Origin of the sequence: Kosakonia cowanii JCM 10956 = DSM 18146 (assembly GCF_001975225.1) — a bacterium.
Taxonomy (GTDB): domain Bacteria; phylum Pseudomonadota; class Gammaproteobacteria; order Enterobacterales; family Enterobacteriaceae; genus Kosakonia; species Kosakonia cowanii.
Genome location: NZ_CP019445.1, coordinates 1,408,030 through 1,433,156, shown reverse-complemented (window position 1 = coordinate 1,433,156; position 25,127 = coordinate 1,408,030). Strand labels below are relative to the sequence as shown.

23 protein-coding genes are annotated in these 25,127 nt (G+C 56.7%); 18 read left to right on the top strand and 5 right to left on the bottom strand.

All coding sequences use genetic code 11. The features are described from left to right. Positions 1-2 precede the first annotated feature (2 nt). Both fucR and yghU read right to left on the bottom strand, forming a co-directional pair. Positions 3-701, bottom strand: a complete 699-nt coding sequence (fucR, locus tag BWI95_RS06590; RefSeq protein ID WP_054803433.1) for an L-fucose operon activator — start codon at positions 699-701, stop codon at positions 3-5. Positions 702-708: 7 nt separating this feature from the next. Then, a complete protein-coding gene (gene yghU / locus BWI95_RS06585) occupies positions 709-1,572 on the bottom strand; it encodes a glutathione-dependent disulfide-bond oxidoreductase (protein ID WP_054803388.1) in 864 nt (287 codons plus the stop codon). Between the two features lie 397 nt (positions 1,573-1,969). On the opposite strand from yghU, the gene BWI95_RS06580 reads away from it, so the two are divergent. After that, positions 1,970-2,440, top strand: a complete 471-nt coding sequence (locus BWI95_RS06580; RefSeq protein WP_054803389.1) for a hypothetical protein — start codon at positions 1,970-1,972, stop codon at positions 2,438-2,440. Positions 2,441-2,605: 165 nt separating this feature from the next. Here the strand turns inward: BWI95_RS06580 and BWI95_RS06575 are convergent, their stop codons facing one another. Beyond that, positions 2,606-4,795, bottom strand: a complete 2,190-nt coding sequence (locus BWI95_RS06575) for a TonB-dependent siderophore receptor (RefSeq protein WP_076769214.1) — start codon at positions 4,793-4,795, stop codon at positions 2,606-2,608. A gap of 302 nt (positions 4,796-5,097) precedes the next feature. After that, entirely contained in the window at positions 5,098-5,325 is a 228-nt protein-coding gene (locus BWI95_RS06570; protein ID WP_042718032.1) for a hypothetical protein, read from the bottom strand. A gap of 533 nt (positions 5,326-5,858) precedes the next feature. Here BWI95_RS06570 and BWI95_RS06565 point away from each other — a divergent pair. From BWI95_RS06565 to BWI95_RS06550, 4 genes are all read left to right on the top strand, one after another. Next, a complete protein-coding gene (locus tag BWI95_RS06565) occupies positions 5,859-6,935 on the top strand; it encodes a pectinesterase family protein (protein WP_076769213.1) in 1,077 nt (358 codons plus the stop codon). Between the two features lie 285 nt (positions 6,936-7,220). Beyond that, complete coding sequence (locus BWI95_RS06560; RefSeq protein WP_042718034.1) at positions 7,221-7,553, top strand: TehB-like domain-containing protein; 333 nt, start codon at positions 7,221-7,223, stop codon at positions 7,551-7,553. A gap of 10 nt (positions 7,554-7,563) precedes the next feature. Next, complete coding sequence (locus BWI95_RS06555) at positions 7,564-7,902, top strand: DUF1869 domain-containing protein (protein WP_054803391.1); 339 nt, start codon at positions 7,564-7,566, stop codon at positions 7,900-7,902. Positions 7,903-7,915: 13 nt separating this feature from the next. Continuing rightward, positions 7,916-8,272: a TehB-like domain-containing protein gene (locus BWI95_RS06550; protein WP_076769212.1), complete on the top strand. Its 357-nt coding sequence runs from the start codon at positions 7,916-7,918 to the stop codon at positions 8,270-8,272. A gap of 27 nt (positions 8,273-8,299) precedes the next feature. Here BWI95_RS06550 and BWI95_RS06545 read toward each other — a convergent pair whose 3' ends face one another. Further along, entirely contained in the window at positions 8,300-9,172 is an 873-nt protein-coding gene (locus BWI95_RS06545) for a LysR family transcriptional regulator (RefSeq protein WP_023480780.1), read from the bottom strand. Between the two features lie 107 nt (positions 9,173-9,279). On the opposite strand from BWI95_RS06545, the gene budA reads away from it, so the two are divergent. From budA to BWI95_RS06485, 13 genes are all read left to right on the top strand, one after another. Beyond that, a complete protein-coding gene (gene budA, locus BWI95_RS06540) occupies positions 9,280-10,059 on the top strand; it encodes an acetolactate decarboxylase (RefSeq protein WP_054803392.1) in 780 nt (259 codons plus the stop codon). A gap of 20 nt (positions 10,060-10,079) precedes the next feature. After that, positions 10,080-11,759 (top strand): acetolactate synthase AlsS, encoded by a 1,680-nt coding sequence (alsS, locus tag BWI95_RS06535; protein ID WP_054803393.1) that lies wholly within the window; start codon positions 10,080-10,082, stop codon positions 11,757-11,759. Between the two features lie 16 nt (positions 11,760-11,775). After that, complete coding sequence (locus tag BWI95_RS06530) at positions 11,776-12,546, top strand: (S)-acetoin forming diacetyl reductase (protein ID WP_076769211.1); 771 nt, start codon at positions 11,776-11,778, stop codon at positions 12,544-12,546. Between the two features lie 93 nt (positions 12,547-12,639). Further along, positions 12,640-12,876: a hypothetical protein gene (locus BWI95_RS06525; protein WP_156884896.1), complete on the top strand. Its 237-nt coding sequence runs from the start codon at positions 12,640-12,642 to the stop codon at positions 12,874-12,876. After that, a complete protein-coding gene (locus BWI95_RS23255; protein ID WP_156884895.1) occupies positions 12,866-13,006 on the top strand; it encodes a hypothetical protein in 141 nt (46 codons plus the stop codon). The genes BWI95_RS06525 and BWI95_RS23255 overlap by 11 nt, the downstream gene beginning before the upstream one ends. Positions 13,007-13,305: 299 nt before the next feature. Then, positions 13,306-14,850 (top strand): MFS transporter, encoded by a 1,545-nt coding sequence (locus tag BWI95_RS06520; protein WP_076769210.1) that lies wholly within the window; start codon positions 13,306-13,308, stop codon positions 14,848-14,850. Positions 14,851-15,170: 320 nt separating this feature from the next. Further along, on the top strand, positions 15,171-16,088 hold the full coding sequence (locus tag BWI95_RS06515) for a UbiA prenyltransferase family protein (protein WP_076769209.1): 918 nt from the start codon (positions 15,171-15,173) through the stop codon (positions 16,086-16,088). Positions 16,089-16,105: 17 nt separating this feature from the next. Further along, on the top strand, positions 16,106-18,736 hold the full coding sequence (locus BWI95_RS06510; protein WP_076769208.1) for a hydroxymethylglutaryl-CoA reductase: 2,631 nt from the start codon (positions 16,106-16,108) through the stop codon (positions 18,734-18,736). Positions 18,737-18,747: 11 nt separating this feature from the next. Beyond that, positions 18,748-21,447 carry a phosphoenolpyruvate synthase gene (locus BWI95_RS06505; protein ID WP_076769207.1) on the top strand — a complete coding sequence of 900 codons (2,700 nt, stop codon included), beginning with the start codon at positions 18,748-18,750 and terminating at the stop codon, positions 21,445-21,447. Then, a complete protein-coding gene (locus BWI95_RS23515) occupies positions 21,428-22,483 on the top strand; it encodes a hypothetical protein (RefSeq protein ID WP_076769206.1) in 1,056 nt (351 codons plus the stop codon). The genes BWI95_RS06505 and BWI95_RS23515 overlap by 20 nt, the downstream gene beginning before the upstream one ends. After that, positions 22,470-24,005, top strand: a complete 1,536-nt coding sequence (locus tag BWI95_RS06495; protein WP_076769205.1) for an AMP-binding protein — start codon at positions 22,470-22,472, stop codon at positions 24,003-24,005. Before BWI95_RS23515 ends, BWI95_RS06495 begins: the two co-directional genes overlap by 14 nt. Next, positions 24,002-24,619: a CDP-alcohol phosphatidyltransferase family protein gene (locus BWI95_RS06490; RefSeq protein WP_076769204.1), complete on the top strand. Its 618-nt coding sequence runs from the start codon at positions 24,002-24,004 to the stop codon at positions 24,617-24,619. The genes BWI95_RS06495 and BWI95_RS06490 overlap by 4 nt, the downstream gene beginning before the upstream one ends. Then, a complete protein-coding gene (locus BWI95_RS06485) occupies positions 24,612-25,124 on the top strand; it encodes a cytidylyltransferase family protein (RefSeq protein WP_076769203.1) in 513 nt (170 codons plus the stop codon). Before BWI95_RS06490 ends, BWI95_RS06485 begins: the two co-directional genes overlap by 8 nt. The last annotated feature ends 3 nt before the right edge of the window (positions 25,125-25,127 follow it).

Below are 25,127 nucleotides of genomic sequence, written 5' to 3'. Positions count from 1 at the left end.
CCTCAGGGATGGGGCGCGTCGGTGATCATCTGCGTCACCTGGGAAAGGTTACCGATGCTGGCTTCGCTGGCACGGTAAAACTTACTCTTATCAATCAGTAACAGCGACTGCTGCGCCCGGCGCAGCAGTGCCGATTTAAACGCCGCGTTATGGCGTGTGGAATCCCACATCTCACCGTTGCCATCAATCCCCTCGCAGGAAAAGATAAACAGATCGATCTCCAGCGATTTAAGCAGGCTGGCGAGCGCCGGATTGACGTAGCAGCGCTCACCGCGTGCCAGCCGACCGCCGGAGCAGATAAGCTCGCTGTGCTGGCGACGGGCCATCACTTCGCATACCGGCAAACTGTTGGTAAACACCGTCAGCGGAATATCCGGAAGTTGTCGCGCCAGGTGAAAGCAGGTTGAGCTGGCATCCAGTGCCAGTGTCATGCCAGCTTCCACCCAGTTCAGCGCATGACGGGCGATATCGGCTTTATCCGCATAGTGGCTTTTTAAGCGAGCACGAAAGGGTTCGCTGCCGTCCGCCAGCGTGCGTGCGCGACCGTGTCGGCGAATGATTTTGCCCTGCATCTGCAGGGCGTTGAGATCGCGGCGAATGGTCTCCACGCTGACGGCAAGCTCAGCGGCGAGCGCGGCGGTAGTGACCGACTGCTGGCTCTTCAGAAGCTGCACAATTGCCTGCTGGCGTGCCGTCTTTATCATTCCCTTACGCGCCGCGTTTATCTTCGGTTTGCGTATCAAAGTCGCTGGCGTCGTGGCGCTCATGCAACTGCTCATTCGCCGGGCCGAAGGTGCGGTTAACCATGCGGCCGCGCTTCACTGCCGGGCGTTCAGCGATCGCTTTCGCCCAGCGCTGGACGTTTTTGTAGCTGCCCGCGTCAAGGAACTCCGCCGCATCATAGACATTGCCCAGCACCACGTTGCCGTACCATGGCCAGATCGCCATATCGGCAATGGTGTACTCATCGCCTGCGACAAATTGATGTTCCGCCAGCTGCTTATCCAGCACGTCGAGCTGGCGCTTGGCCTCCATGGTGAAGCGGTTGATAGCGTATTCGATCTTCACCGGCGCATAGCTATAGAAGTGACCAAAGCCGCCGCCGAGGAACGGCGCGGAGCCCTGCAACCAAAAGAGCCAGTTCAGCGTTTCGGTGCGCGCGGCGAGATCGCGCGGCAGAAAATGACCAAACTTCTCTGCCAGATAGAGCAGGATATTGCCCGACTCAAACACGCGGGTCGGCGGGGTGGTGCTGTGGTCGCGCAGCGCCGGGATTTTCGAGTTCGGGTTCACCTCGACGAAACCGCTGGAGAATTGATCCCCTTCACCGATGCGGATCAGCCACGCGTCATACTCCGCTTCAGAGACGCCTTTCGCCAGCAGCTCTTCGAGCATAATCGTCACTTTCTGGCCGTTCGGCGTACCGAGGGAGTAGAGCTGCAACGGATGTTTGCCCGTCGGCAGCGCCTTTTCATGGGTGGCACCGGAAACCGGGCGGTTGATATTGGCAAACGCGCCGCCGCCGGATTGATCCCATGTCCACACCTTCGGGGGTTGATAGTTGTCTGACATAGCGTTTCCCTCTCTGTGATGTTTGATGTTGTCGGGCTACATGCCTTGCAGTGTAGCAGTCGCCTTTCGCGAGGATACACCACAATCCGGGCGGAAAAGAGTGGCCATTATTGTGGTTATCGGCCGCGCTATCTTTCACTGGTTGTCTGCAAAAGTTTTATTTAAATGCACTGACTTAAAATCGATTCATTATTATTTCGTCTCTTTAAGTAAAATTCTTATTGTATTAAATAAGTCTTTTCTTATTTTTAAAATGTCTATAATTAAGCTACTGTTACCATTATTTCTTATTAATTTGTTTTCTCAGGCTGACGATAAACGTTATAGGGATATTTTTTTCGACTCATCCTGGAAGAGTCATCAGCTAATTATCTGTTAACTACACGCGGAGAGAATTATGCAGGAAATTCAGGCTATTCAGGCAAGCCCTCCGCTTGCCAACACACATGAGCACGCCACCCATAAAGCGGCGATGACCACCTCTACAGAGAGTGTCAAAGAGGCTCATACCTATCAGGATGAGAGCATAAAAGTGACCCTTTCCAGCAAAGCGGAGAGCCATAAAGAGAGTAAAGAGGTAAAAGCCGAAGAGCCGGTGCGTCAAAAGAAACGAGTGGAAAATCAAGAGATTGATTATGCCCTTGAGATGTCCGGCATTCCCCAATTCGGCGGGCGACTGGTAACCGTAGTGAAATATCCCGATGGGCGAACCGAAATGGTTGATGCCTTTACCGGGAGAAAAGTGACGCAGGAGCAGCTAGCGCGTGCCCAGGAGCTTGAGGCACTTAACAAAACGGCCCAGCAGAGCAAAATAAAACAGGCGCAGCAGATTGCACCCGGCGAATCTACCCCGACGGATATGCAATAACGCTTCGCCGTTTTAGTTAATATATTTTATATTCTCAGTGAGTTAATTAAGAAATAACTCAAAAAAAATTATTCTATTTGGCTTAAGGTAAGGCAAGCAAGATTGATTATAAGCAGGCATTCGGCTGAGAATTACTGCCGCCTGTTTTCCAGGCGGCAGTAGATATCAGAAGAGAACCGAATAATTTACGCCGAATGTCCGACCACGTCCTTTGTAGGTATATAACCCCGGCGCGCCATAGGTTGGGCTATATAATCCCGGTGCACGCTGGCCCCAGGTGGTGGTGTACTCCTCATCCAGCAGGTTTTCCACACTAAAGCTCACTTTGCCCACCGGCAGGGCATAACTGCCAAGCATATCAATCGTGTTATAGCCATCGATGCGCTTACCGTCGGCATCGGAGAGGTCGAAACTCTGCGTGCTCTGCAGGCGCAGTGTCCAGTCGCCCGGCGCCCAGTTGATCCACGCGCTCACTTTCGACGGGCTGGCGCTGTCGATGCTTAGTTTCTCCCACTTACCGTTCGCCTGCGTCTCGGATTTGATGGCGTTGAAGTTGGCACCGGTGCTCCACTCGCTGTCGGTAAAGAAGTAATCCACCTGACCCTCGACGCCATAAATGCGGCGCTTACCCTCATCAACAACGATAGACATGTCGCTCTTGTTGATCTTGATAGTCTTATCAGAGAGTGAATAGTAGCCTGCAATCTGCGTGCGCAGGTTGTCGCCGGTGTAGCGCCAGCCCAGTTCGTAGGCGTTAACTTTTACGCCATCCAGCTTCAACTCGTTCATGTTGACGCTGTTCAGCAGACGGTAGTGACCATCAACTAACTGATAGGTGCCCGCGCCGTAATACTTAGCAGGGTCAGGGATCTCAAAACCCTGCGAGAAGTTGAACCACAGCTGCTGGCGGTCGCTCAGATGACCGAGGATTCCGGCGTTAAACAGCAGATTGTTGTAATCCGTTTTCCCGCCTGGCACGGCGTCCGCTGAGGTCGCTTTACCACTGGCAATCGCCTGCTGCTGGGAATAACCGACAAAATCGTCGATGCGGTTTTCCATGTACTGGTAACGCACGCCGCCGCTCAGGGTGATGGCGTCAATGTCGTAGCTGCTTTGCAGGAACGGCGCGATATTGGTGATGCTGTAGCCCGGATAGCGCTCAACCTTAAAGGTTTTATCGAGCTGCATGCCTCCGCTGGCGGCGGCGCTGTTCAGATTGAAGAACTGCTGGTTGGCGTCGAAGGTTTCATGTTCAGCATCGATCCCCCAGGTCAGCGTCAGGGCATCAACCGGTTTGCTGTTGATGGTCAACTTGCCGCCATAAAAGTCGGTCTTCTGCTGCGAAGCACCAATGCTGGTGACCCGGCCGCTTGAGAGGGTTGGGAAGGGGTAAAACGCCAGGCTCTCATCGCGGTAGTAGATCTGCGCTACCACATCCTGGCCCCAGAAATCGGTGTTCGAGTATTGCAGATTGATCAGGTGGCGCTCGGTGCCCGGGATACGGTCGGCATCAAGGTTGCCTTTGTTGTAGGCCGTAGCGGAGCCGGTGACTGCCGAGAAGTTTTCGCCTAAGAAGAGGCCATGTTTCCCGTCAGACTCGCTCTTAAAGTACTGAGTGGTAAGTTGCAGTTGCTGGTGCTCGTCGATATTGAGCGTGCCGGTGCCCATCACGTCCAGCCGGTCAGAGTATTGCAGGCCGGTCTGGGTGTTATCAATGAGTACCTCATCGCCTTTGCCATCATACCAGCCGCCGTAGCGCTGATAAGCAACCGACAGCCGCCCGGAGGCCTTATCATTACCGCCACTCACCGAGGCCGCAACGTTGTCATCATGATCGTTATGGCTGTTAAAACCGCTTTTGGTACCGGTCTGGAACTCGACTTCCGTCTCCGGCTGCCCCTTTTTAGTGACGATATTGATCAGGCCGCCGGTGCTGCCGCCGCCATAGAGCGAGGTCGCGCCGGAGATAATCTCAATGCGCGCGATATTAAAGGGATCGATAGAGTCGAGCTGGCGGCTGTCGGTGCGCGATGAGTTGAGACGCACGCCGTCGACCATCACCATCATTGAGCGCCCGCGCATATTCATGCCGTAGTTGGTGCGCCCCTGGCTGCTGACATCCATTCCCGGAATAAGCTGCGCCAGCACCTCTTTTAACTCTTTACCACCCTGAACCTGCTGCTCAATTTCAGCCTGCTCAATGACCCAGGTGGTTTGCGCCATATCGGCGACGCTGTGATTGGCACGGCTGGCGGCCACCACCAGCGTCTCCTCTTTTGCGTCTTGTGCCGCGGCCTGCGCGGATAACATCATCAACAAACAGGGGTTAATAGCCCAAAGGTAACGATTTTTCATTCTTATAACGTTCCTGATTATGCAGGTGAAGACGACCTTAACCGGTCGGGGTAAACACCGCTCTCAAGTTGAGAGTAATTATCAAGATGATATGAATTATCGTTACCAAGTAAACAACTTGTGTAAAAAAATTATGCCTAAGCTTGTGATTTAACTACTAATTTTAAGAGGTTGTTTCTTTGAGGAATTAATGACGTGCGCGAAGAGACCGGCGCGAACGGTAATGTCGCCCGGTATTATGTGTGCTCTAAGATTTAATTACAGGAGTAAACGCGGGGCATAAAAGCGTATTTGCAGGTTTATCAGCGCCTGTTTTTGTTATTTTTTTCTTTAAAATCCGCAATCGCCTGGTTGATGTTTTCCGTAGCGAAGGTGTCAACTTTTTCACCGTCCAAAAAGACTTCGTAATGTCCGGAAACATATTTAAAGGTAAACATCTTATCCTGGTAGCGAAGACGTTTTTCCTTTACTGATAAGCCCCTGATGCGCATAGCGACGCGGGCCATCGTGTCTATCTTTTTATTTTTCATGATTATTTTACTTACCGTTGCAGGTTGAGTCCGCGTTCAAATATTAAAACCACGTCGGGCAATGTTAATTTTTTACCCACTCAAAGGGAAGCAAAGGTTGCCAGAAAAGCACTCCTGAGGCCAGGTAAAATAGCTTCTTATGATTTAAGGCGTTTTTAGTCAATTAATCAACCTGCTGCCATATATAGCTGCGTTCAGAAACAACCTATGTCAGCGGGAATAATTTCTCTTTTTTATCGTGATAATAGTTTTGATTCTCGTTTGAGTAATGGACGTCATAAGTTTGAGTTTGATCTCAAAACAGCGTTTTAAAATGCGCAAAGGCTTTTTACTGGCCTATGCTCTCGTAAAAAAATAAAAGCATTACAGCCCGTTAAGCCGACTCTCCTTACTGACTTTGGACAGAGGCCGCTATTTGCCAGTAGCAGATCCCGATGGAACCGGCGCGCAGCGCTGGCAACGCGTCATATCTGGCGGATCTGCGCCCTGCTGCATGAACTGCCTTTGCCCAAAAAACGACCAAGGAGAGAACAATGAAAACCCTGCACTGCTCCGCACTGCTGCTGATCTGCCTGAGCGCCAGCGCGCAGGCAGCCGAGTGGAACGCCGTGGTATCGCCGACGCCGCAGGCTGGTGAATTTTCCACTATCGGCCAGGCGCTCGACGCCGCGCCTCAGAGCGGCACGCCGTGGCGCATTCTGATTAAAGAGGGGCGCTGGCATGAGCGGCTGGTCATTGAAAAGCCCGTCACACTGATTGGGGAATCGACGGCAGGCACGGTGATTGAGGCCAATACCCCCGCAGGTGCGCTGGATGAGCAGGGAGAGAAGCTCGGCACCGGGCGCACCAGCACGGTAGAGATCCGCGCCAGCGGCGTGACGCTGGAGAACCTCACCATTCGTAATACTTTTGATTTCCCCGCCAACGCCGCGCTGCCGGAAGGCGATGCGAAGAAGCTGAAAGATACCCAGGCGGTGGCGCTGATGGTGGCAGACGGGGCAGACAGAGCGCGCTTTCGTCACGTTCGCCTTGAGGGTTATCAGGACACTTTTTACAGCAAGCAGGGCAGCCGCAGCTACTTCACCGACTGCGCCATCAGCGGCCACGTCGATTTTATCTTCGGCCCCGGTATCGCGGTGTTCGATCGCTGCGAAATCATTGCCCGCAACCGTGATGACACCGCTCCGCCATACGGTTATCTCACCGCGCCTGCCACCCAGGCCGGGGAGCGGTTTGGCCTGTTTATTATCAACAGTAAGCTGAGCAAAGAGCCGGGCGTACCGGCGAAAAGCTTTGCGCTGGGCCGCCCGTGGCACCCGACCACCCAGTTTAGCGACGGGCGCTATGCCGACCCGAACGCCATTGGCCTGGCGGCGATTATCAATAGCGAGATTGATGACCATATCTACGGCTGGGACAAGATGTCCGGCAAAGATAAGCACGGCGATAAAATTTGGTTTTACCCACAGGACAGCCGTTTTTATGAGGTCAATAACCGTGGGCCAGGCGCCGGGCAGGGCGGTGAGCGCTATCAGCTCAGCGAGGCGGACGCCGCGCAGTATAACGTGGCAGCCATTTTCGACGGCTGGGAGAGCACCCTTCTGCAATAAGTGATGTTGCCCCCGCGCCGGGGGCCTTTATTTAGCGTTGCCGAATAAATAATTTCATTTTTTATCGATAGGTTTTCATTTTTATCGCGCTTTTGATTTTTATTAATATGATCCTTTCGGAGTATAAAAAGTAGCACGAAATAGGTTTGTGAAGATTTATCTTATCAACTTTAAATAACATTTATAAAAAATAGTCGATATTTTTTAAAACAGGTATATGCTATGCAACATATGCTTTTCCCCCTCCCGGCGACAACAGTGGCTGAGATAAAAAGAGGATGAAATATGCAACGCATTACTATACCCGCGAATTATGTCCACACCCGCACCACGCCGTTCTGGACAAAAGAGACCGCGCCAGCCTCCATCTGGAAACGCCATCTTGATGCCGGTACGCGTCAGGGTGTTTACCCGCGTTTAAGCGTGCAGCGCGGCGCGATCCGCTATTACGGCTATGCCGATGAGACCAGCCCAGAGCCGGCGGAAACCCTGACCATCCACGCCGGTGAGTTCGGCGTCTTCCCGCCTGAAAAATGGCACAACATTGAGGCGCTCAGTGACGACACAGTATTCAGCGTCGATTTCTATGTTGATCCCCAAATTCTGATTGAAGGTTGAGGTAGCAATTATGGATACAGAAAACAGAGGTTACTCACTCTCAGTTTCCCATCGGGAAAGCGGTAAAGCAGAGCAGAAAGTTTATTTAAAGCCGATGTCGCTCTACCTTCCTGATATTGCGAACCAGGCCGTTTCTGAACTGGTTGCGAAATTAAAATTGCCTCTCGATAATGACGGAGAATATGCGCTGACTGTCACCAATAATAATAATGGCGTCTCGGTCGATAAAGATTTTACCCGCCTCAGTGAACTGACCGATCCCCTTATTGCCGCCGACGCGGTAAAAGATCTGATTAATATCGTCCGCGGCTACGAATCGGATGAAGAGACCAACGTATGCGGCTGGTAACCGGAGGCTAACAATGACGCAGCTTATTCCACTCCATTTTCGCCACACCCGCTCGACGCCCTTCTGGACCAAAGAGACGGTGCCGCCGGCGCTTTTGACGCACCACAACACCAAAAAGGGGGTCTATGGCCGCCTGTCGGTGATGCAGGGCGCGGTGAAATATCTCGGTTTCGCCAGTGAGCATGACACCACTCCTGAGCGAGAAGTGGTGATCGAAGCAGGGCAGTTTGGCATCAGCCCGCCGGAGTACTGGCACCGGGTTGAACTGCTGACCGATGACACTTACTTCAACCTCGATTTTTTCGCCGATCCTGATGCCGCCCTTGATGGCAAAGGCATCGGACAAGTGGTCAATACCCACCGCCGTTAAACGCTTAGCGCCCGATCCTCCGGGCGCTTAAAAGTGATCGATAAACCGCCTGACCGCCGGTGAGCGCTCGAACTTGCGCCACGCCAGCGCCACATCGGTTTTCAAGGTGTTTCCCGCCACCGAATGAAACGTCACCATCGGATGCCCAAAGCAGGCCATCGACTGCGGAATGATGGCAAAGCCGAAACCGGCCGCCACCATGCTCAGGGATGAAGAGAACTGCGAGGCCTGATGGGCGTTATCCATCTCCACACCGGCACGCAGGCAGGCGTTGTAGATCAGCTCATACAGCCCTGGCGACACCGCTTGCGGAAAGATAATCAGCGGCGTGTTCTGCAATTCGCTGAGCGCGATATCCGCCTTCGCCGACAGCGGATGGGTGCGGTGCAGGGCAATCAGCATCGGCTCCTCATCCACCAGTTTCAGGCTAAAGGTTTTGCTGCTTTCGCACGGCAGGCGCACGAACGCCACGTCAATCAGCCCCTCATCCAGGCCGTGGATCAGCGTCGCCATATTGTCCTCTTTCTGATAGAGCGCCACCTTCGGGTAGTCACGCTGAAACTGGCGCAGCACCGAGAAGAAGTGGGTATGGAAAGCGTTGGAGCTGGTCACGCCAAGGTTGAGCTTGCCGTTAATCCCCCGGGCGATGCCCTTCGCTTTTTCCAGCGCCGCATCGCTCATGGCGAGGATATGGCAGGCATCTTCATAGAAGGCCTCGCCGGCCTCGGTGAGCGTGACGCCACGCGTCAGGCGATGGAACAGCGGGGTGCCCACTTCCTGCTCAAGTCGGCGGATCTGTTGGCTTAATGGCGGCTGCGACATACCGAGCATTTCGGCTGCCCGCGTGAAGTGTTGCGTCTGGGCAACGGCGACAAAATAACGTAAATAACGAAGTTCCATATCTAAAACATCTTAAACCCTCATGTTTTCTATATTGGAATCCCCCGCTGAAACGAGTCAATATTTAATCAGCTTTTCTAATCGTCTCTACAGTGGGGGAAAAGATGATGGGTAACGCAACTGATTGTTCTTGCGAAGAAAATCTACGAAACACAATTCGTGCTTTTTCTGAAAGCAAGCCAAACGGCGTGATATATCAAACATCGCTAATGAGTGCGCTACTTAGCGGAGTTTATGAAGGAAATACCACGATTAAGGATCTACTTAATCATGGCGATTTTGGTCTGGGTACATTTAATGAGCTTGATGGCGAATTAATTGCCTTTAACAGCGAAGTGTACCAATTACGTTCCGATGGCAGTGCCCGCGCCGCGAAGCCGGAGCAGAAAACCCCCTTTGCGGTGATGACCTGGTTTAAACCGCAATACCGGCACGTGTTTGAGGAGCCGATCAGCCGCCAGGCGCTGCATGAGGTAATTGACCGGCAGATCCCGTCCGACAACCTGTTTTGCGCCCTGCGCATCGACGGCCATTTCCGCCATGCGCACACCCGCACCGTGCCGCGCCAGACGCCGCCCTATCGCGCCATGACCGATGTGCTCGACGATCAGCCCGTCTTCCGTTTTAACGGTCGCGACGGCGTGCTGGTCGGTTTCCGCACCCCGCAATATATGCAGGGGATCAATGTGGCGGGTTACCACGAGCATTTTATTACCGACGATCGCCACGGTGGCGGTCATCTCCTCGACTACCAGCTGGATCACGGCACGCTGACCTTTGGTGAAATCCATCAACTGATGATCGATCTGCCTGCCGATGAAGCCTTCCTGAAAGCGGATCTGCACCCGGATAATCTGGACGCCGCCATCCGTTCGGTTGAGAACTAAGTGATGTAAAGGAGTAGTGTATGAGCAACGAACGCCATACCCAGATGTGGGCCCACGGTGCCGACATGGTGGTGGGGCAACTGGAAGCGCAGGGTGTCAAACATGTCTTCGGCATCCCCGGCGCGAAAATCGATAAAGTGTTTGATTCTCTTCTCGATTCCTCAATTGAACTTATTCCGGTACGCCACGAAGCGAACGCCGCGTTTATGGCGGCAGCGGTCGGGCGTATCACCGGCAAAGCGGGCGTAGCGCTGGTGACCTCGGGTCCTGGCTGCTCCAACCTGATTACCGGCATGGCGACCGCCAACAGCGAAGGTGACCCGGTGGTCGCACTCGGTGGGGCAGTAAAACGCGCCGATAAAGCCAAGCTGGTGCACCAGAGCATGGACACGGTCGCCATGTTCCAGCCGGTGACCAAATATTCCGTTGAGATCTCCTCCCCGGATGCTATCTCTGAAGTGGTTTCGAACGCCTTCCGCGCCGCCGAACAGGGCCGCCCGGGCAGTGCGTTTGTCAGCATTCCGCAGGATATCTCTGACCAGCCGGCCAGCGGCAATATTCTGCCCTCTAACGCCGTGCCGCAGTTAGGCTCCGCGCCCGACAAGATGATTGATGAGGTCGCGAAGCTGATTGCCGGGGCGAAAAATCCCGTCTTCCTGCTCGGCCTGATGGCCAGCCGGGAAGAGAATATCGCCGCGCTGCATCACCTGCTGGAGAAAACCCATATTCCGGTGACCAGCACCTACCAGGCGGCGGGCGCGGTTAACCAGGAGCACTTCACCCGCTTTGCCGGGCGTGTGGGCCTCTTCAATAACCAGGCGGGCGACCGACTGCTGCACCTGGCGGACCTGGTCATCTGTATCGGCTACAGCCCGGTGGAGTACGAACCGGCCATGTGGAACACCGGTGATGCGAAGCTGGTACATATTGATGTGCTGCCCGCGTATGAAGAGCGCAACTACTCGCCGAGCGTTGAGCTGATTGGCGATATCGGCAGTACGCTCGATAAGCTGGCACATAAGATTGCCGAACCGCTGGTGCTCTCGCCGCGCGCGTCGGAAATCCTTATCGATCGTCGCAACCAGCGCGAACTGCTCAGCCGTAAAGGCGCGCAGCTTAATCAGTTTGCTATTCACCCGCTGCGCATTGTCCGCGCGATGCAGGATATCGTGAATAACGACGTCACCCTGACGGTGGATATGGGCAGCTTCCATATCTGGATTGCCCGCTACCTCTATAGCTTCCGCGCGCGTCAGGTGATGATCTCCAATGGCCAGCAGACGATGGGCGTTGCCCTGCCGTGGGCGATTGGCGCATGGCTGGTCAATCCGGGGCGCAAAGTAGTCTCCGTCTCCGGCGATGGCGGATTTTTACAATCCAGCATGGAGCTGGAAACCGCGGTGCGTCTGGGTGCCAATATCCTGCACATCATCTGGGTGGACAACGCCTACAACATGGTGGCGATTCAGGAAGAGAAGAAATATCAGCGCCTCTCCGGAGTCAACTTCGGCCCCGTCGATTTTAAAGCCTATGCCGAATCCTTCGGCGCGAAAGGGTTTGCCGTTGAAAGCACCGCCGCGCTCGAGCCGACGCTGCGCGCAGCGATGGACACGCAAGGCCCGGCGGTGGTCGCCATTCCGGTGGACTACAGCGATAACCCGCTGTTGATGGGCCAGCTGCACCTCAGCCAGATTCTGTAAAAACTAAGGAGTCGTTATGAAAAAAGTCGCATTTGTTACCGGTGCCGGCCAGGGTATTGGTCGCGCCATCGCCCTGCGTCTGGCCAAAGATGGTTTTGCCATCGCCGTTGCCGACTACAACAGTGAGACCGCAAAAGCGGTGGCCGAGGAGATCAACGCCAGCAACGGCAGCGCGATTGCCGTCACCGTTGACGTTTCCAACCGCGAGCAGGTGTTTGCTGCGGTCGAAGAGACGCGCAAAAAACTGAACGGCTTTGACGTGATCGTCAACAACGCCGGGGTTGCGCCTTCAACACCGATTGAGTCCATCACCGAAGAGGTGATCGACAAGGTCTATAACATCAACGTGAAAGGCGTGATTTGGGGCATGCAGGCGGCGATTCAGGCCTTCAAAGCGGAAAAACACGGCGGCAAAATTATCAATGCCTGTTCACAGGCCGGTCACGTCGGTAACCCGGAACTGGCGGTTTACAGCTCAAGCAAATTCGCGGTACGCGGCTTAACCCAGACCGCCGCACGCGATCTGGCCCCGCTGGGCATTACCGTTAACGGCTTCTGCCCGGGGATCGTTAAAACCCCAATGTGGGCCGAGATTGACCGCCAGGTCTCTGAAGCGGCGGGAAAACCGATCGGTTACGGCACCGAAGAGTTCGCGAAACGCATTACGCTTGGCCGCCTGTCAGAGCCGGAAGATGTCGCCGCATGCGTCTCTTACCTCGCTGGCCCGGATTCGGACTACATGACCGGGCAATCTCTGCTGATTGATGGCGGTATGGTATTTAACTAGTTTTACGGCTCGGACATGGCCTTGCCTCTGCCTTCGCGCAGGGGCTTTTTTTTATCTACACCTTTTGCGTTTTTCGGTAAACGAGCGAAGAAATTGTCGTTTTGGTTGCGCAACAAAGTGCGTTTTACTGACAGCATCAACCCTCTGCTGGAGTACGTGCTGATGAAACAACGGCTGCAACAATGGCTTTCACGCCTCACCCCACCGCTGAGTGTGCCGGTAGAGGAGGGGGAGTTTGATTCCGGGCGCCATGTCGCGCTGCTTATCCCTTTTGGCCTGCTCTACGGTCTCGACTACCACCCCTCAATGTGGATTTACGATGAAAAGTGAGCGCTTCCACCTCGTCATGCGCTACAGCTACTGGAATGAACTGTGCGCGCTAACGCACGGCCCGTCAGCGGCGGGTCTTCTCTTATTGATTGATGAACAGGTTCACCCCCTCTTTTTCCGCACCGCTTGAGGTCATCAGTGCAGATGCACGTCAGGCGCAATAAACTCAGCGCTGCCTCGCATTTTTTGACTTTTTAATCCCCTCAACGCGTTATTTTTCCCGGCTTATAACGAAGCTCACAATTTCATCACTTCATCTTGTATGGTAGTAGACTTGAAATCATCAGCAGAGATAACGTGGGTGCCGTGAAGCATGCGTCCTCAATCTGGCTGCGTAAAACAGCGGCCAGCGGTTAACGCGATAATCCTTATATGGGGTTTTTATGTCTCTGATAACTAAAATGATTAATCAAAATGCGGGAGGGGATGATGAGTCGTAAACAGCGTAAAGTCACCATCCCTGTCAGCATTGGCTACGGCATGACGGATATTATGGGCGGCGGTGCCTTTACGGTGATCGGTGCCTGGCTGCTCTTCTACTACACCACCTTTGTCGGCCTGTCACCGCTGCAAGCCGCCTCTATTGTGGCCATTGCCCGCATCGTTGACGCCATCGTCAGCCTGTTTATGGGCAGCTTTACCGACCACTTCTATAAAAATGCCTTAGGCAAAAAGTTTGGCCGCCGCCGCTTCTTTCTGTTGATTGGCGCGCCGTTAATGCTGGTCTATGTCCTGCTCTGGCTCAACGGCATGAACTTCTGGTTCTATCTCGCCGTCTATCTCGCTTTTGAGATCATCGCCGCGATGGTGCTGATCCCGTGGGAGACGCTGCCATCAGAGATGACGAAAGATTTTAACGATCGCACCAAGCTCTCAACCTGCCGCATGTTTCTTTCCGCGTCCGGCACCTTTCTCGCCACCTTTATCCCGGGCTTGCTGATTGGCTGGCTGGGCGAGAAGAATGCTGATGCGTATCTCATCAACGGCATTGTCTTCGCGGTGCTCTTTATGGTCTGCGTCTTTATCTCCTGGCGCGTCACCTGGGAGCGCGAGTTAACGCCGGAGATGCTGGCCGAGATGGAGAAAGCGGCGCAGAAGCGCAGCATGGCGCAGACGCTCTACGGCATTGGCGCGCTGTTTAAAGATTATGCCTCTACGCTTAAAATCCGTGCCTTTCGTAAACATCTGGCGATCTACCTCTTCTCCTTTACCGCAAAAGATGTCTACAACACGGTGTTCGTTTTCTTCTGCGTCTACTGCCTGAATGTCTCGTCATCACTGGCGGGCACGCTGCTGTCGATGAGCATTGTCGGCCTGCCGGTGACGCTGGCGGCAGGGGTGGCGATCATCAAATTTGGCCCTTCGCGCCTCTATGTGTTCGCCTATAGCCTGATGATGATCTGCCTGGCGGGCTTCTTCCTGGTCTATCAATTCCCGACTGAGCACAAAGTGCTGATGCTGGTGATCCTCGCCGGGGTCTATCAGGTGGGGCGCTGCGTGCTGGAGTTCACGCCGTGGAACGTCTTCCCGTTTATTCCTGATATTGACGAAATGGTGACGCGCCAGCGCCGCGAAGGGCTGTTCGCCGCGGTGATGACCTTCTCACGCAAAACCACGGTGGCCATCGCAACCTTTGCGGTGGGGCTGCTGCTGCAAAGCGGTGGTTTCGTAAAAGGCAGCCAGGTGCAGCCGCAGGAAGCGATCAACACCATTGTGATGCTGCTGTTTGTCGGCACCGTTGGTCTGCTGCTGGTGGCGCTATGGCAGGCACTGACCTTCCATCTCAATAAGCGCACGCACCGCATCTTCGTCGAAGAGCTCGATCGCCTGAAGGCGGGCGGCCTGAAGCAAAACGTGACGCCACAAGCGCGCCATATTGTTGAGGATCTCACCGGCCACGCTTACGACACCCTGTGGAGCGACGTACCGCAACCCGCATTAAAATCAGCCACACCCACCTCCTCGCTGAGCTAACGTTACCGCTCATCAAGGCCATGCTTGTCAGCGTGGCCTTTTTTATTTCCTGCTCCCAACGTAATCAAATAATTTAATCCTAAAAGCACTAAGGGAAGAATATTATTGTTTCGTCTTTTATAACGAATAAGTAATAACTTCTTAATATTATTAGAGAGCGATCACATCAGTCGATTTTTTTAAATGAAACTGCAGTGGTGGAGAATTATATTGGCTCTGCGCGCACTGCTATTTTATTTATTTGCAGAGTTTTCTCGTTATTAATGTAATTAACGGTGTCGATCTTTCTGTTTTCGGATAATTATTTACAGGGAGTTGCTATGACCACTATAGAAAATAGATCGCTGTTTTCACGAATGATGTTATGGGTAAATGAACGTTTTCCATTAACCAATACCCCGCTCTTTTTTATTCTCTGGTTTTTATCTTTTTCAGTCGCAATACCCGCACAAGAGAGTATTAGCCCGGTAAAAATTGCTCTCGGTTGCCTGCTGTCACTCTCCTTTTTTCTGCTGCTCCGCGTGCTGGATGAACATAAAGATTATACGGATGACTGCCTTCACCACCCGCAGAGAGTATTGCAGCAGGGCATTATCAGCCTCACTCACCTGAAGTGCCTCGGCGCGCTCTGCGTGCTGATCCAGCTGGGCGGCATCGCGCTGCTCAGCGAGGGCGAGCCGCAGATATGGCTAAGTTGGGGGCTGCTGCTCTGCTGGACTATCCTGATGACAAAAGAGTTTTTCGCCGCCGAGTGGCTTAAACAGCACTTCTCCCTCTATGCGCTCTCCCACACGCTGGTGATGCCGTTTGTTATCGGCTGGCTGGCAACCCTCGCCTCGCCTGCGGCAACGCTTAATCTGCCGCTTATTTTGCTGATGCTGCTCGCCTTCTTATGCGGATTAAGTTTTGAAATTACCCGGAAATGTAAAGGGCCGGACGAGGATCGCGAAGAGCTCACTAGCTGGTCGCAATTATATGGTCGGCCCCTGTCGGTATTGATGATTATCGGCCTGCTGATATTGATGGTTATCGTGCAGTATTTTCTTATTTTGTGCAAAACCGGTGCGGTATCAATCTGGTTTTATGCGGCAAGTGCTTTTATTAATTTCTTCACCATAAGCCAGTTGCTGATTTTTCTGATTAATGCCAATCAACAGAACAGAAAAAGAAATGAAACGATGGTCGGCATGGCAATGCTGACAGGATATTTGCTGTGTATTGTTGAAATATATTTGTAGCGCAAGGGAAGGGAATAATGATGATGGAATCGTTAATTACGGCGACAATTGTCGATATACGCCCGGCTGAGTTTACACTCTTATTTGAAAGCGAAGATCGCTGTAATGCCTTTATCACGGACCCGCAGCGCGCGTTATCTCTCTACGATCGGGCGGTGCAGCTCCCGGCGCTAAAAATCCTGCATAAAGAGCGTCAGCAGAGCGGGCAGTGGCTGGCGACATTAACCTGCCGCTCGCCGCAGGAGAATAAACAGTGCTACTGGCAGCTCAAGCTGTGCCGCCCGCACGAAGAAACCCCTGAAAGTGCCGCCACCTTACCCCGCCGCCATCTCTACGACTGGAGCGAGAAGGCGCGGCAAACGAGGCTGACCTGGCTGCGTCAGCACACCGGCCACACTTTAAACCAGATCGCTACCACCCGCCTGCAGGCGGAAAAGCTGCAAAGCCATCTTGAGGGGTTTATCGGCTCGGTTGAAGTTCCCGTCGGCATTGCCGGTCCGCTGCTGATCAACGGCTGGCGCGCGAAAGGGATCTTTTACGCGCCGCTGGCGACCAGCGAAGGGGCGCTGGTGGCCTCCGTTTCGCGCGGTGCCAGCGCCATCACCCACAGCGGCGGGGCGACAGCGCGCGTCACCGGTCAACGGATGATGCGTTCGCCGCGCTTCGAATTTCCCTCAGTGCGCGACGCGCTCGCGTTCTGTGCCTGGGCCGAAGACTATTTCACCGACATCAGCGACATTGTGCGCCAGCACTCGCGTTTTGCGCGCCTCACCAGCCTGACGCCGCGCATCATCGGTAATGCCGTGCATCTGACCTTTACCTATCACACCGCCGATGCCGCCGGGCAGAATATGACCACCACCTGCACCTGGCAGGCGTGCCGCTGGATCCTCGCGCACCTTCCGCTGGCGTTAACTCCCCAGCGCTACATTCTGGAAAGCAACCTCTCCAGCGATAAGAAAAGCTCGTGGAGCAGCTTTGCGCAGGGCAGGGGAACCCAGGTTATCGCCGAGGCAACGCTCACCGCTGCCGCCTGCCGCAGCCGTCTGCGCATTGAGCCAGCGCAACTGGTCGGGGCGTTTCAGGGCTTTTGTGAAGGCTCCGTCGCTGCCGGCATGACCGGGGTAAATATTAATACCGCCAACGTCATCGCGGCGATGTTTACCGCGCTCGGCCAGGATATCGCCTGTAGCCATGAATCCTCCCTCTCGCAGCTGCAAATGCGCCTCACGCCCGAGGGCAACGTCTATTGCAGCATGACGCTTCCGGCGCTGGTGATTGGCACCGTCGGCGGCGGGACCACGCTTCCCGACCAGGCTGAGTGCCTGCAAATGCTGGGCTGCCAGGGTGCCAACGGCAGCGAAAGGCTGGCGGAGATCATCGCCTCATTTTGCCTGGCGCTCGATATCTCAACCCTCAGCGCGCTGGCGAGCGACGAATTTGCCAAATCCCACGAACGGCTTGGGCGGCAGCGGCGTACCGCGCCGCCGGGCAGGAGGGGAGGCGATCCGCTTCACCGCTGCTTTCAGCACGCCCGCTATACCGCTGCGTGGGGCGAACAACCACCTGCACACATCGCTCCGATGCGCTGGCAGGGAAACCAGGACAGTATTTTGACGGCGCTCAGTTCGCATAGCGCGACGCTGCCCGTCGGCCTGTTTGCCTATCGACTTCAGCGTGAAGATGGCACACAGGTGGCGGCGCTACTGAAGCACAAACCGCCAACCGATGCGATAACCCAACTGCTGCACTCGCTGGCGGCAGGCTGCACGCCCGAGCTTGCCGAACTGCTTGCACGTCTGCTCCCTGCCAGCGAGTTCAGCCACGCGCGGGAAAGGGAGATGGCGCTTATCACGCAAAGCGATCCCGCCTTTACCCGCCATGTGCCGACGCTCTACGGCACCTACGAAGAGGGACAACAGAGCGTCATCATTGAGGAACTGCTCGGGGAAGAAGTGCTGCTTAACAGCCTCTCCAGCGGCGTGCGCTGGCAGCAGCCGCAGATCGATGCCGCGCTGCGGGGCATCGCCGATATCCATGCGCTCTGGTATCGCCGCCATGATGACCTGCAAACCACCTTTTGCCATATCGATTTCCCCTCGGTCGACACCATCAACAGCATGGTGCCGCTGTGGCAGGCCATCGCCGCCTTCAGCCATCGCACTGCGCCACAGCTTTTCACCACATCGCTGCTGCATCACTGGCTGGACTGCGCCGAAAACAGCGCGGCGCAGTGGCGCGAGCTGGCGACGCTGCCGAGAACGCTGGTGCATAACGACTTCAGCCCGCGCAACATCGCGCTGCGCCGGGAGGATTCGCGGCTGTGCTGCTGGGACTGGGAGCTGGCGACGCTGCATGTCCCGCAACGCGATCTGGCTGAGCTATTAACGTGGACGCTCGATGAGCGCACCACGCTGCAAACGCTGTTACATCACGTGGCGTTTCACCGCAGCCAGCTGGCGACGCGGCTGGGCACCGCTATCGATGCCGGGGAGTGGTATCGCGGTTTCTGCCTCGCCCTGCGCGACTTCGGCCTGCGCCGGTTGTCGTTTTACCTGATGCTTCATCACGTCAAGCCACGGCCCTGGTTCCCCGCCCTTTTGCGCACCTGGGGGCATCTGGTCGAGCTTAGCCAACAACGGATCTAAAAGGAGTTACCGTGAACTATCTCTACTCTGCCGCAGAGGCGGCTACCCTCGATGAGCAGCAACTGGGCGGCAAGGCAGCCAACCTGTTGTGGCTCACTGCCCACGGCTATCCGGTACCGAACTGGTGGGTGATCCCCGCCAGCGCGATGGATGAGATGCTGCGCTGCGATGCAAAAGCCGCGCAGTTGATAGCGCAACTCTCACCACTGATGCCCGCCGATCAGGTTGAAACCCTTGCCGGGAAAATCAGCGCGCGCCTTGCCCGGCTACCGCTGCCGGAACCGCTGATGCAGGCGCTCGACGCCCTTGATGGCGAGATGCTCTGGGCGGTGCGATCTTCCTGCAGCGATGAAGATGCCCGCCAGGCCTCGTTTGCCGGGCAGATGGACAGCTTTCTGTTTCAGCGCGGCAAGCAGCAGCTGGTGGATGCGGTAAAAGGGGTGATGATGTCGACATGGAGCGCGCGCGCCATGGCCTACCGCCTGCGCAAAGGGCTGGCGCTAAGCGCGATCCACTGTTCGGTCATTATTCAGGAGATGGTCGAAGGCGAGGTGTCAGGCGTGCTGTTTACCGCGCACCCGGTCAGCGGGTCGCGCCGGACGATGCTTATCTCCGCCGCCTGGGGCAGCGGGGAGGGGATCGTCTCCGGGCAGTGCAGCACCGACGAATTTAGCGTGCCGCTAGAGGGCAATAGCTTCACGCAATCCCTCAGCGAGAAAACCACCGCCGTGGTCTTTGACCGCAAGCGCGGCAACGGCACCCGCGAGGTGGAGCTTGCTGCCGACCAGGCGGCGGCATCCTCACTGACGGCGGCGCAGATCCTCGCCCTGCGCGATATGGGCGCCGCCATCGCCCGGGCGCTGCGCGCGCCGCAGGACATTGAGTGGACGCTCAAAGATAACCATCTCTACCTGCTGCAAACCCGCCCCATCACCCATCTGCCGAAAGATAGCAGCTGCGTGAGCGAGACGCTGATCTGTGACAATGCCAATATTCAGGAGTCTTACTGCGGGGTGACGACGCCGCTCACCTTCTCCTTTGCCCGCGCCGCTTACGCCACCGTATATGAGCAGACCCTGCAACTGGTGGGTTGCTCTGCCAGGGAGCGCGACCAGCGCCGGGCCATCACCGACAATATGCTCAGCCTGGTGCGCGGGCGGGTCTACTACAACATCCAGAACTGGTATCGCGCCCTGCTGCTGCTGCCGTCGTTCAGGATGAATAAGCGTGATATGGAAGCGATGATGGGGCTGGAGGAGCCGGTCGACACCATCAGGGATAAGCAGCTCTCCACCTGTGAAAAGGTCGCCGCGCTGCCAGCAATGCTAAAGATGGGGGCACGGGTTGGCTGGGCGCTCTTCACCCTTGAACCGCGCATCCGTGACTTTTTGCATAACTACACCCTTGCGCAGAGTTATATCGATCGCGACGCTCTCCACACCCTCTCCCCGGCGGAGCTTATCGCCCGGCTTAAATACCTTGATCAACACCTGCTGGCGCGCTGGACTGCGCCAATTGTGAATGACTTTTATGTGGCCCGTTACAACGGCAACGTGCAGGCGCTGCTGCGCGAACTCTGGCCCGATGAACATCAGCAGATGAGTGGCGATCTGCTGGCGGACGAGGGGCAACTTATCAGCACGGAGCCGACCCGGCACCTGCTGGCGCTGAGCCAGTATGCCCGCCAACGCCCGCAGCTGGCGGCGCTGATTCAGAGCGATGCCAGCGCCCATCTGCTTATTCGCCTGAAAGCGCTGGACCAGCACTTTTACCAGCAGTGTCTCGACTACATCGAACGCTACGGCGATCGCACCATTGGCGAACTCAAGCTGGAAACTATCACGCTACGCCAGGATCCCCGTTTTCTGTTTGACGTACTGCGTAACTACCTCAACAGCGAAACCGTGCACGCAAAGCCGACGGGCACGCTGCGGGCCGCAGCGGAAGAGAGAGTCTTTTCCCGTTTGCAGCAGACGCGTGGCAAACGCGCGCTGGCGCGCTTCAAGCGCGATCTCAGCAGGCTGAGGCATGCGATCCACCACCGCGAAACGATGCGCTTCACCCGCACAAAAATGTTTGCCCTCTACCGCGATATCTATCTTCAACTGGGGCACCAGTTGGCACTTGAAGGTGTGCTGGAGAGCGATCGGGATATCTTCTGGCTGACACGGGAGGAGATTTACCAGGGGCTTGAGGGAACGGCGGTGCAAACGGGCTTAACCACTCTTATCGCCCAGCGCCGCGCCGAATATGCGGGCTATCAGCAGGAGGAGGAGCCGGCTAACCGCCTCTCTCTTACCCAGACGCTGTACCAGCAGCAAACCTTACACGCCGCACCGCAGCCGACGGCAGAGATTACGCAGCTGCAAGGCACCGGCTGCTACCCCGGCATGGTGGAAGCGCCGGTGAGCCTGGTGCTCTCGCCGGAGGAGGCAGCCAGGCTGGACGGCACCATCCTCTGCACCGTGCGCACCGATCCGGGCTGGGCACCGCTCTTTCCGGGTCTTAGCGGATTGATTGTCGAGCGCGGATCGACGCTATCGCACTCCGCCATCGTCGCCCGCGAGATGGGCATTCCGGCGATTGTTGGCGTACCCGGCGTGACCCGCCAGCTTCAGCAGGGCGAGGTGATCCGCATGGATGGCGCGAGCGGGCAGATTACGCGCGGCACAGAGAGAGGGAGAGGAGAAAATGAACCGACCGTTGATTGAACAGGAGTGGCAGGCAGGCGATACGCTGGATAAGGGCTTTCTGGCGATTGCACCCCACATCTATGCCCATGATCCTTACTGGCCGGGCGAAGATGAGGCTGAGATGGCGCGTCAGTTCAGCGCCGCCAACCCCTTTATGCAGCAGGGCCGTGTCTGGACCGGCTACATTCGCGACTGCGCGCGCTTAACGGGCTTCGCCACCCTCAACGCCGCCGGGGAAACGGTGGTCAACTTCGGTTTCTGGGAGACCATCAATAACCGCATTCCCAACCATCGCCTGTTTCGCGCCCTGATGCGCTGGGCAAAAGCGCAGGGGGCCTCACGGCTTATCGGCCCGATTAATTTCAGCACGTTAGGGAAATTTCGCCTGCGGCTGGATACGCCGACCTGCGCGCCGTTTGCCGGTGAGCCCTATAACCCACCCTGGTATCAACACCTGCTGGGGCAGATGGGGTTTCAGCCGCTGGCGCGCTACTTCTCGCTGTTTGAAGATGCGGACGTGGTGCGCCAGCTATCCCTTCCCGCAGAGGATATCGGGCGCTGGCGCACCGCTGACTTTTCCCTCCAGCCGCTGACGCCCGCGCTGTGGCAGGCGCACCGGCAGGCGCTGTATGCGCTCATCACCCGGCACTTTGCTAACAATATCGGCTGGAGCATCAGCAGCGAGGCGCTCTTCGACTGGCACTTTAACGCCGATACGCTGCAACCCTATTGCCAGGCGTCCGGCTCCTGTCTCGCCTTTGGCCCGCAGGGCGATGTCGCCGGGCTGCTGTTTACGCTGGCGGATAAGCGCCAGCGGGCGGGGATCTTCAAAACCATCATGATTGTGCCGCGCTACCGCCGCTCTCTGCTGTACGCCACGCTGGTGCGCCGCTTTCTCTTCAGCTTCGATGCCCAGTGGCCGCGCCTCGGTGCGGCACTGCTTAACTGGAAAGGGCCGACAACCGCCACCGCGCTGCGCGCCTGTTGCAGCCCGAACAAGGTTTTTCACCACTATGGACTCTACTACAGGGATGTGCGCCATGAACTTCTGTGACTTTTTGCTGCAACAGCCCCCTTCGCTGCCCGCGCTCTGTGCCGGGCCTGAAACTGTCACCTATGCCGAGCTTCTCTCCCGTGCGGCGGTGTATCAACGCAGGCTGGAGCGCAGCGGGCTGCATACGGGCCAGCGCGTGCTGCTGCTGATGCGCCCGGGCATCGAGTTTTACCTGCTGCTCTACGCGATGCTGGGAGCCGGGCTGATTCCGGTGCTGGTGCAAAAAGAGATGGCGCGCCAACAGCTGCGCAGCTGTCTGAAGCAGGCGCGTCTGAGCGCCATGATCGTGGCGCAGAGCGCCGGAAAAGGGTGGTGTCTGCTGCCGGAGCTGTGGATGATTCGCCGCTTTACGATCGATACGCCGCGGATCTTTACCGCCCCTTTAGTGCAGGTAGAGCCGGAGGGCGTTAACACCGCTTTTCGCGTAGAGGCCCTTGATGACGAGGCGACCGCGCTGCTGACCTTTACCAGCGGATCGACGGGCACGCCAAAAGGCGTGGTGCGCTCCCACCACTCGCTGCGGGCGCAGTGTCAGGCGATGAGCCACTTCTTTCCACACCGCCAGCAGCGGGATGTGACCTCTTTTCCGATCCTGACGCTGTTCAGCCATTTTCACGCGGGCTGCTGCTCTCTGCTGCCCGGTTTTGATGAGCAGGGCCGCCTGCCGGTGCAGATGATTGCCGACGCGATTAATGCCCAACAGATCACGCGCCTGAGCGTCTCGCCCGCCTGGCTAAGAGAGCTTGTCGCCTATGCCGAAGTTCAGCCGTGTACCTTTGCGTCGGTAAGAGAGGTGATTATTGGCGGCGCGCCGGTAACGCGGGCGCTGTTACTGGCTGCCCGCAGCTATTTCCCCAAAGCCGCCTGCGCGGTTAACTATGGCGCGTCGGAAGCCGATCCCATCAGCAATGTTAGCGTCGACGAGCTTCTTGACGCCTGGGATCGGCAGCCTGGCTACCTTGTCGGGCGACCGGGGCCGCAAACCGCGATCCTGATTGCGCGCGAGCGGGTTCCTCAGCCCGTGGGGGAGGAGGGGGAGATTCTGGTCTGCGGGCCGCAGGTGCTGATCCGCTATCTCGATAACCCGCAGGCGGAGCAGCGCACGAAAATCCGCGATCCCGAGGGGCGCGTCTGGCACCGCACCGGAGACAGCGGCTTTCTCGACGCGCAGCAGCGCCTCTGGTTGACGGGCAGGATCGCCGACCAACTGCGCACGCCGTCGGGCTTAACGCTCTCGCCCTATCCGGTGGAAAAGCAGCTTAATGGGCTGCCGGGGATCGCCGACAGCGCGGTGGTGCAGGGGCCGCAGGGGGAGATTTGCGTGGTGCTGCAACAGGCGGCGCAATGCCGCACCGCTGCGCCATTGCTGGCAACCCTCTTTCCCGACGAGACGGTCCGCTTCTGGCTCTGCGCGAAGCTACCCGTCGATGCCCGCCATCACAGCCGTATCGACCGCGCGCGGCTGCGTTGCCTGATAGCACGGCGAAAGCTAAAAGCGTTTTTGCCGGAGGTGCAAGGATGAACTATCCCTTTATCTGCCGTCTGTCGCTGCCAGATTGCCTGACGCTGACGGGCATGGTTATCGCCCTTGGCGGGATCGGTGCCGCCTTGTCCGGCGCTCTCTGGCTCAGTCTCAGCCTGCTTTACCTTGCGATGCTGGCCGATGCGCTGGATGGCAAACTGGCCCGCTGGCTCGGCTGTGAACGCCCCTTTGGCCGCTACCTTGACGGCTTTTGCGATCTGCTGCTCTACCTGGTGGCACCCGCGCTGATTTTTTACCTCAGCGGCTATCGCGGCGGCAGCGCCTTTTTTCTCGCCCTGATGGTGGTGTGCGGCGCGCTTCGTCTCTCCCGATTTAACGAAAGCGGCAATATCACCCACAATGCCGCGCTGGCGTATCTGGGCATGCCGGTCTTCTGGAGCCTCTTTATCCTTAGCGGCTGGGCGCTGCTGGCCCTCGTTTTACCGCCGCTGATCTGCGCCCGGCTGCTGAGCGTGGCATTAACGCTCTTCAGCCTGGCGATGCTTCTCAACCGCCCCTTCCCGAAGTTCTCCTCACTGATGACGCTGGTTACGCTCTGCCTTAGCGGCGCGGCGCTGTTTGGCTTGCTGCATTTCGGAGGCGTGCATGGATAATCCCACCCTGTGGGCGCTCTGGCAGCTGCTGCTGCCGGTGTTTATTGCTGGCTGCGTGCATATGGCGGTGGTGACCTGCAATGCGCTGCCCAGGCTTGCGGTGCCGCTCAATGCACGTCTGTTTGGCGGCAACAAAACCTGGCGAGGGATGGTGATTGTGCCGTTTATCAGCATGCTGGTGGCACCCCTCTGCCTGGCAAATGAGATGGAGAACCCGTGGCTGCTGGGCGCATCGACGGGGCTGGGCTATATGCTTGGCGAGCTGCCGAACTCGGCGCTGAAACGGGCGCTGGGGATTGCGCCGGGCACGCTGCCCGCGCGCGGCCGGTGGCTGTTTCTCTTTCTCGATCAGGCGGACTCCGGCCTCGGTGTGGCGCTGGCATGCGGCTGGCTGCTGGCGCTGGATGCATGCCAGATTCTGCTTCTGCTGGCGCTCTTTATCCTCAGCGTGCCGGCCATCAAGTTAACGCTCTTTTCGCTCGGCCTTAAAAAGAGCCGCTTCTGACGC

Coding starts and splice junctions, on each gene's coding strand:
- yghU (WP_054803388.1), bottom strand. CDS start 1,572: ATGTCAGACAACTATCAACCCCCGAAGGTGTGGACATGGGATCAATCC.
- BWI95_RS06580 (WP_054803389.1), top strand. CDS start 1,970: ATGCAGGAAATTCAGGCTATTCAGGCAAGCCCTCCGCTTGCCAACACA.
- BWI95_RS06575 (WP_076769214.1), bottom strand. CDS start 4,795: ATGAAAAATCGTTACCTTTGGGCTATTAACCCCTGTTTGTTGATGATG.
- BWI95_RS06570 (WP_042718032.1), bottom strand. CDS start 5,325: ATGAAAAATAAAAAGATAGACACGATGGCCCGCGTCGCTATGCGCATC.
- BWI95_RS06565 (WP_076769213.1), top strand. CDS start 5,859: ATGAAAACCCTGCACTGCTCCGCACTGCTGCTGATCTGCCTGAGCGCC.
- BWI95_RS06560 (WP_042718034.1), top strand. CDS start 7,221: ATGCAACGCATTACTATACCCGCGAATTATGTCCACACCCGCACCACG.
- BWI95_RS06555 (WP_054803391.1), top strand. CDS start 7,564: ATGGATACAGAAAACAGAGGTTACTCACTCTCAGTTTCCCATCGGGAA.
- BWI95_RS06550 (WP_076769212.1), top strand. CDS start 7,916: ATGACGCAGCTTATTCCACTCCATTTTCGCCACACCCGCTCGACGCCC.
- BWI95_RS06545 (WP_023480780.1), bottom strand. CDS start 9,172: ATGGAACTTCGTTATTTACGTTATTTTGTCGCCGTTGCCCAGACGCAA.
- budA (WP_054803392.1), top strand. CDS start 9,280: ATGGGTAACGCAACTGATTGTTCTTGCGAAGAAAATCTACGAAACACA.
- alsS (WP_054803393.1), top strand. CDS start 10,080: ATGAGCAACGAACGCCATACCCAGATGTGGGCCCACGGTGCCGACATG.
- BWI95_RS06530 (WP_076769211.1), top strand. CDS start 11,776: ATGAAAAAAGTCGCATTTGTTACCGGTGCCGGCCAGGGTATTGGTCGC.
- BWI95_RS23255 (WP_156884895.1), top strand. CDS start 12,866: ATGAAAAGTGAGCGCTTCCACCTCGTCATGCGCTACAGCTACTGGAAT.
- BWI95_RS06520 (WP_076769210.1), top strand. CDS start 13,306: ATGAGTCGTAAACAGCGTAAAGTCACCATCCCTGTCAGCATTGGCTAC.
- BWI95_RS06515 (WP_076769209.1), top strand. CDS start 15,171: ATGACCACTATAGAAAATAGATCGCTGTTTTCACGAATGATGTTATGG.
- BWI95_RS06510 (WP_076769208.1), top strand. CDS start 16,106: ATGATGATGGAATCGTTAATTACGGCGACAATTGTCGATATACGCCCG.
- BWI95_RS23515 (WP_076769206.1), top strand. CDS start 21,428: ATGAACCGACCGTTGATTGAACAGGAGTGGCAGGCAGGCGATACGCTG.
- BWI95_RS06495 (WP_076769205.1), top strand. CDS start 22,470: ATGAACTTCTGTGACTTTTTGCTGCAACAGCCCCCTTCGCTGCCCGCG.
- BWI95_RS06490 (WP_076769204.1), top strand. CDS start 24,002: ATGAACTATCCCTTTATCTGCCGTCTGTCGCTGCCAGATTGCCTGACG.
- BWI95_RS06485 (WP_076769203.1), top strand. CDS start 24,612: ATGGATAATCCCACCCTGTGGGCGCTCTGGCAGCTGCTGCTGCCGGTG.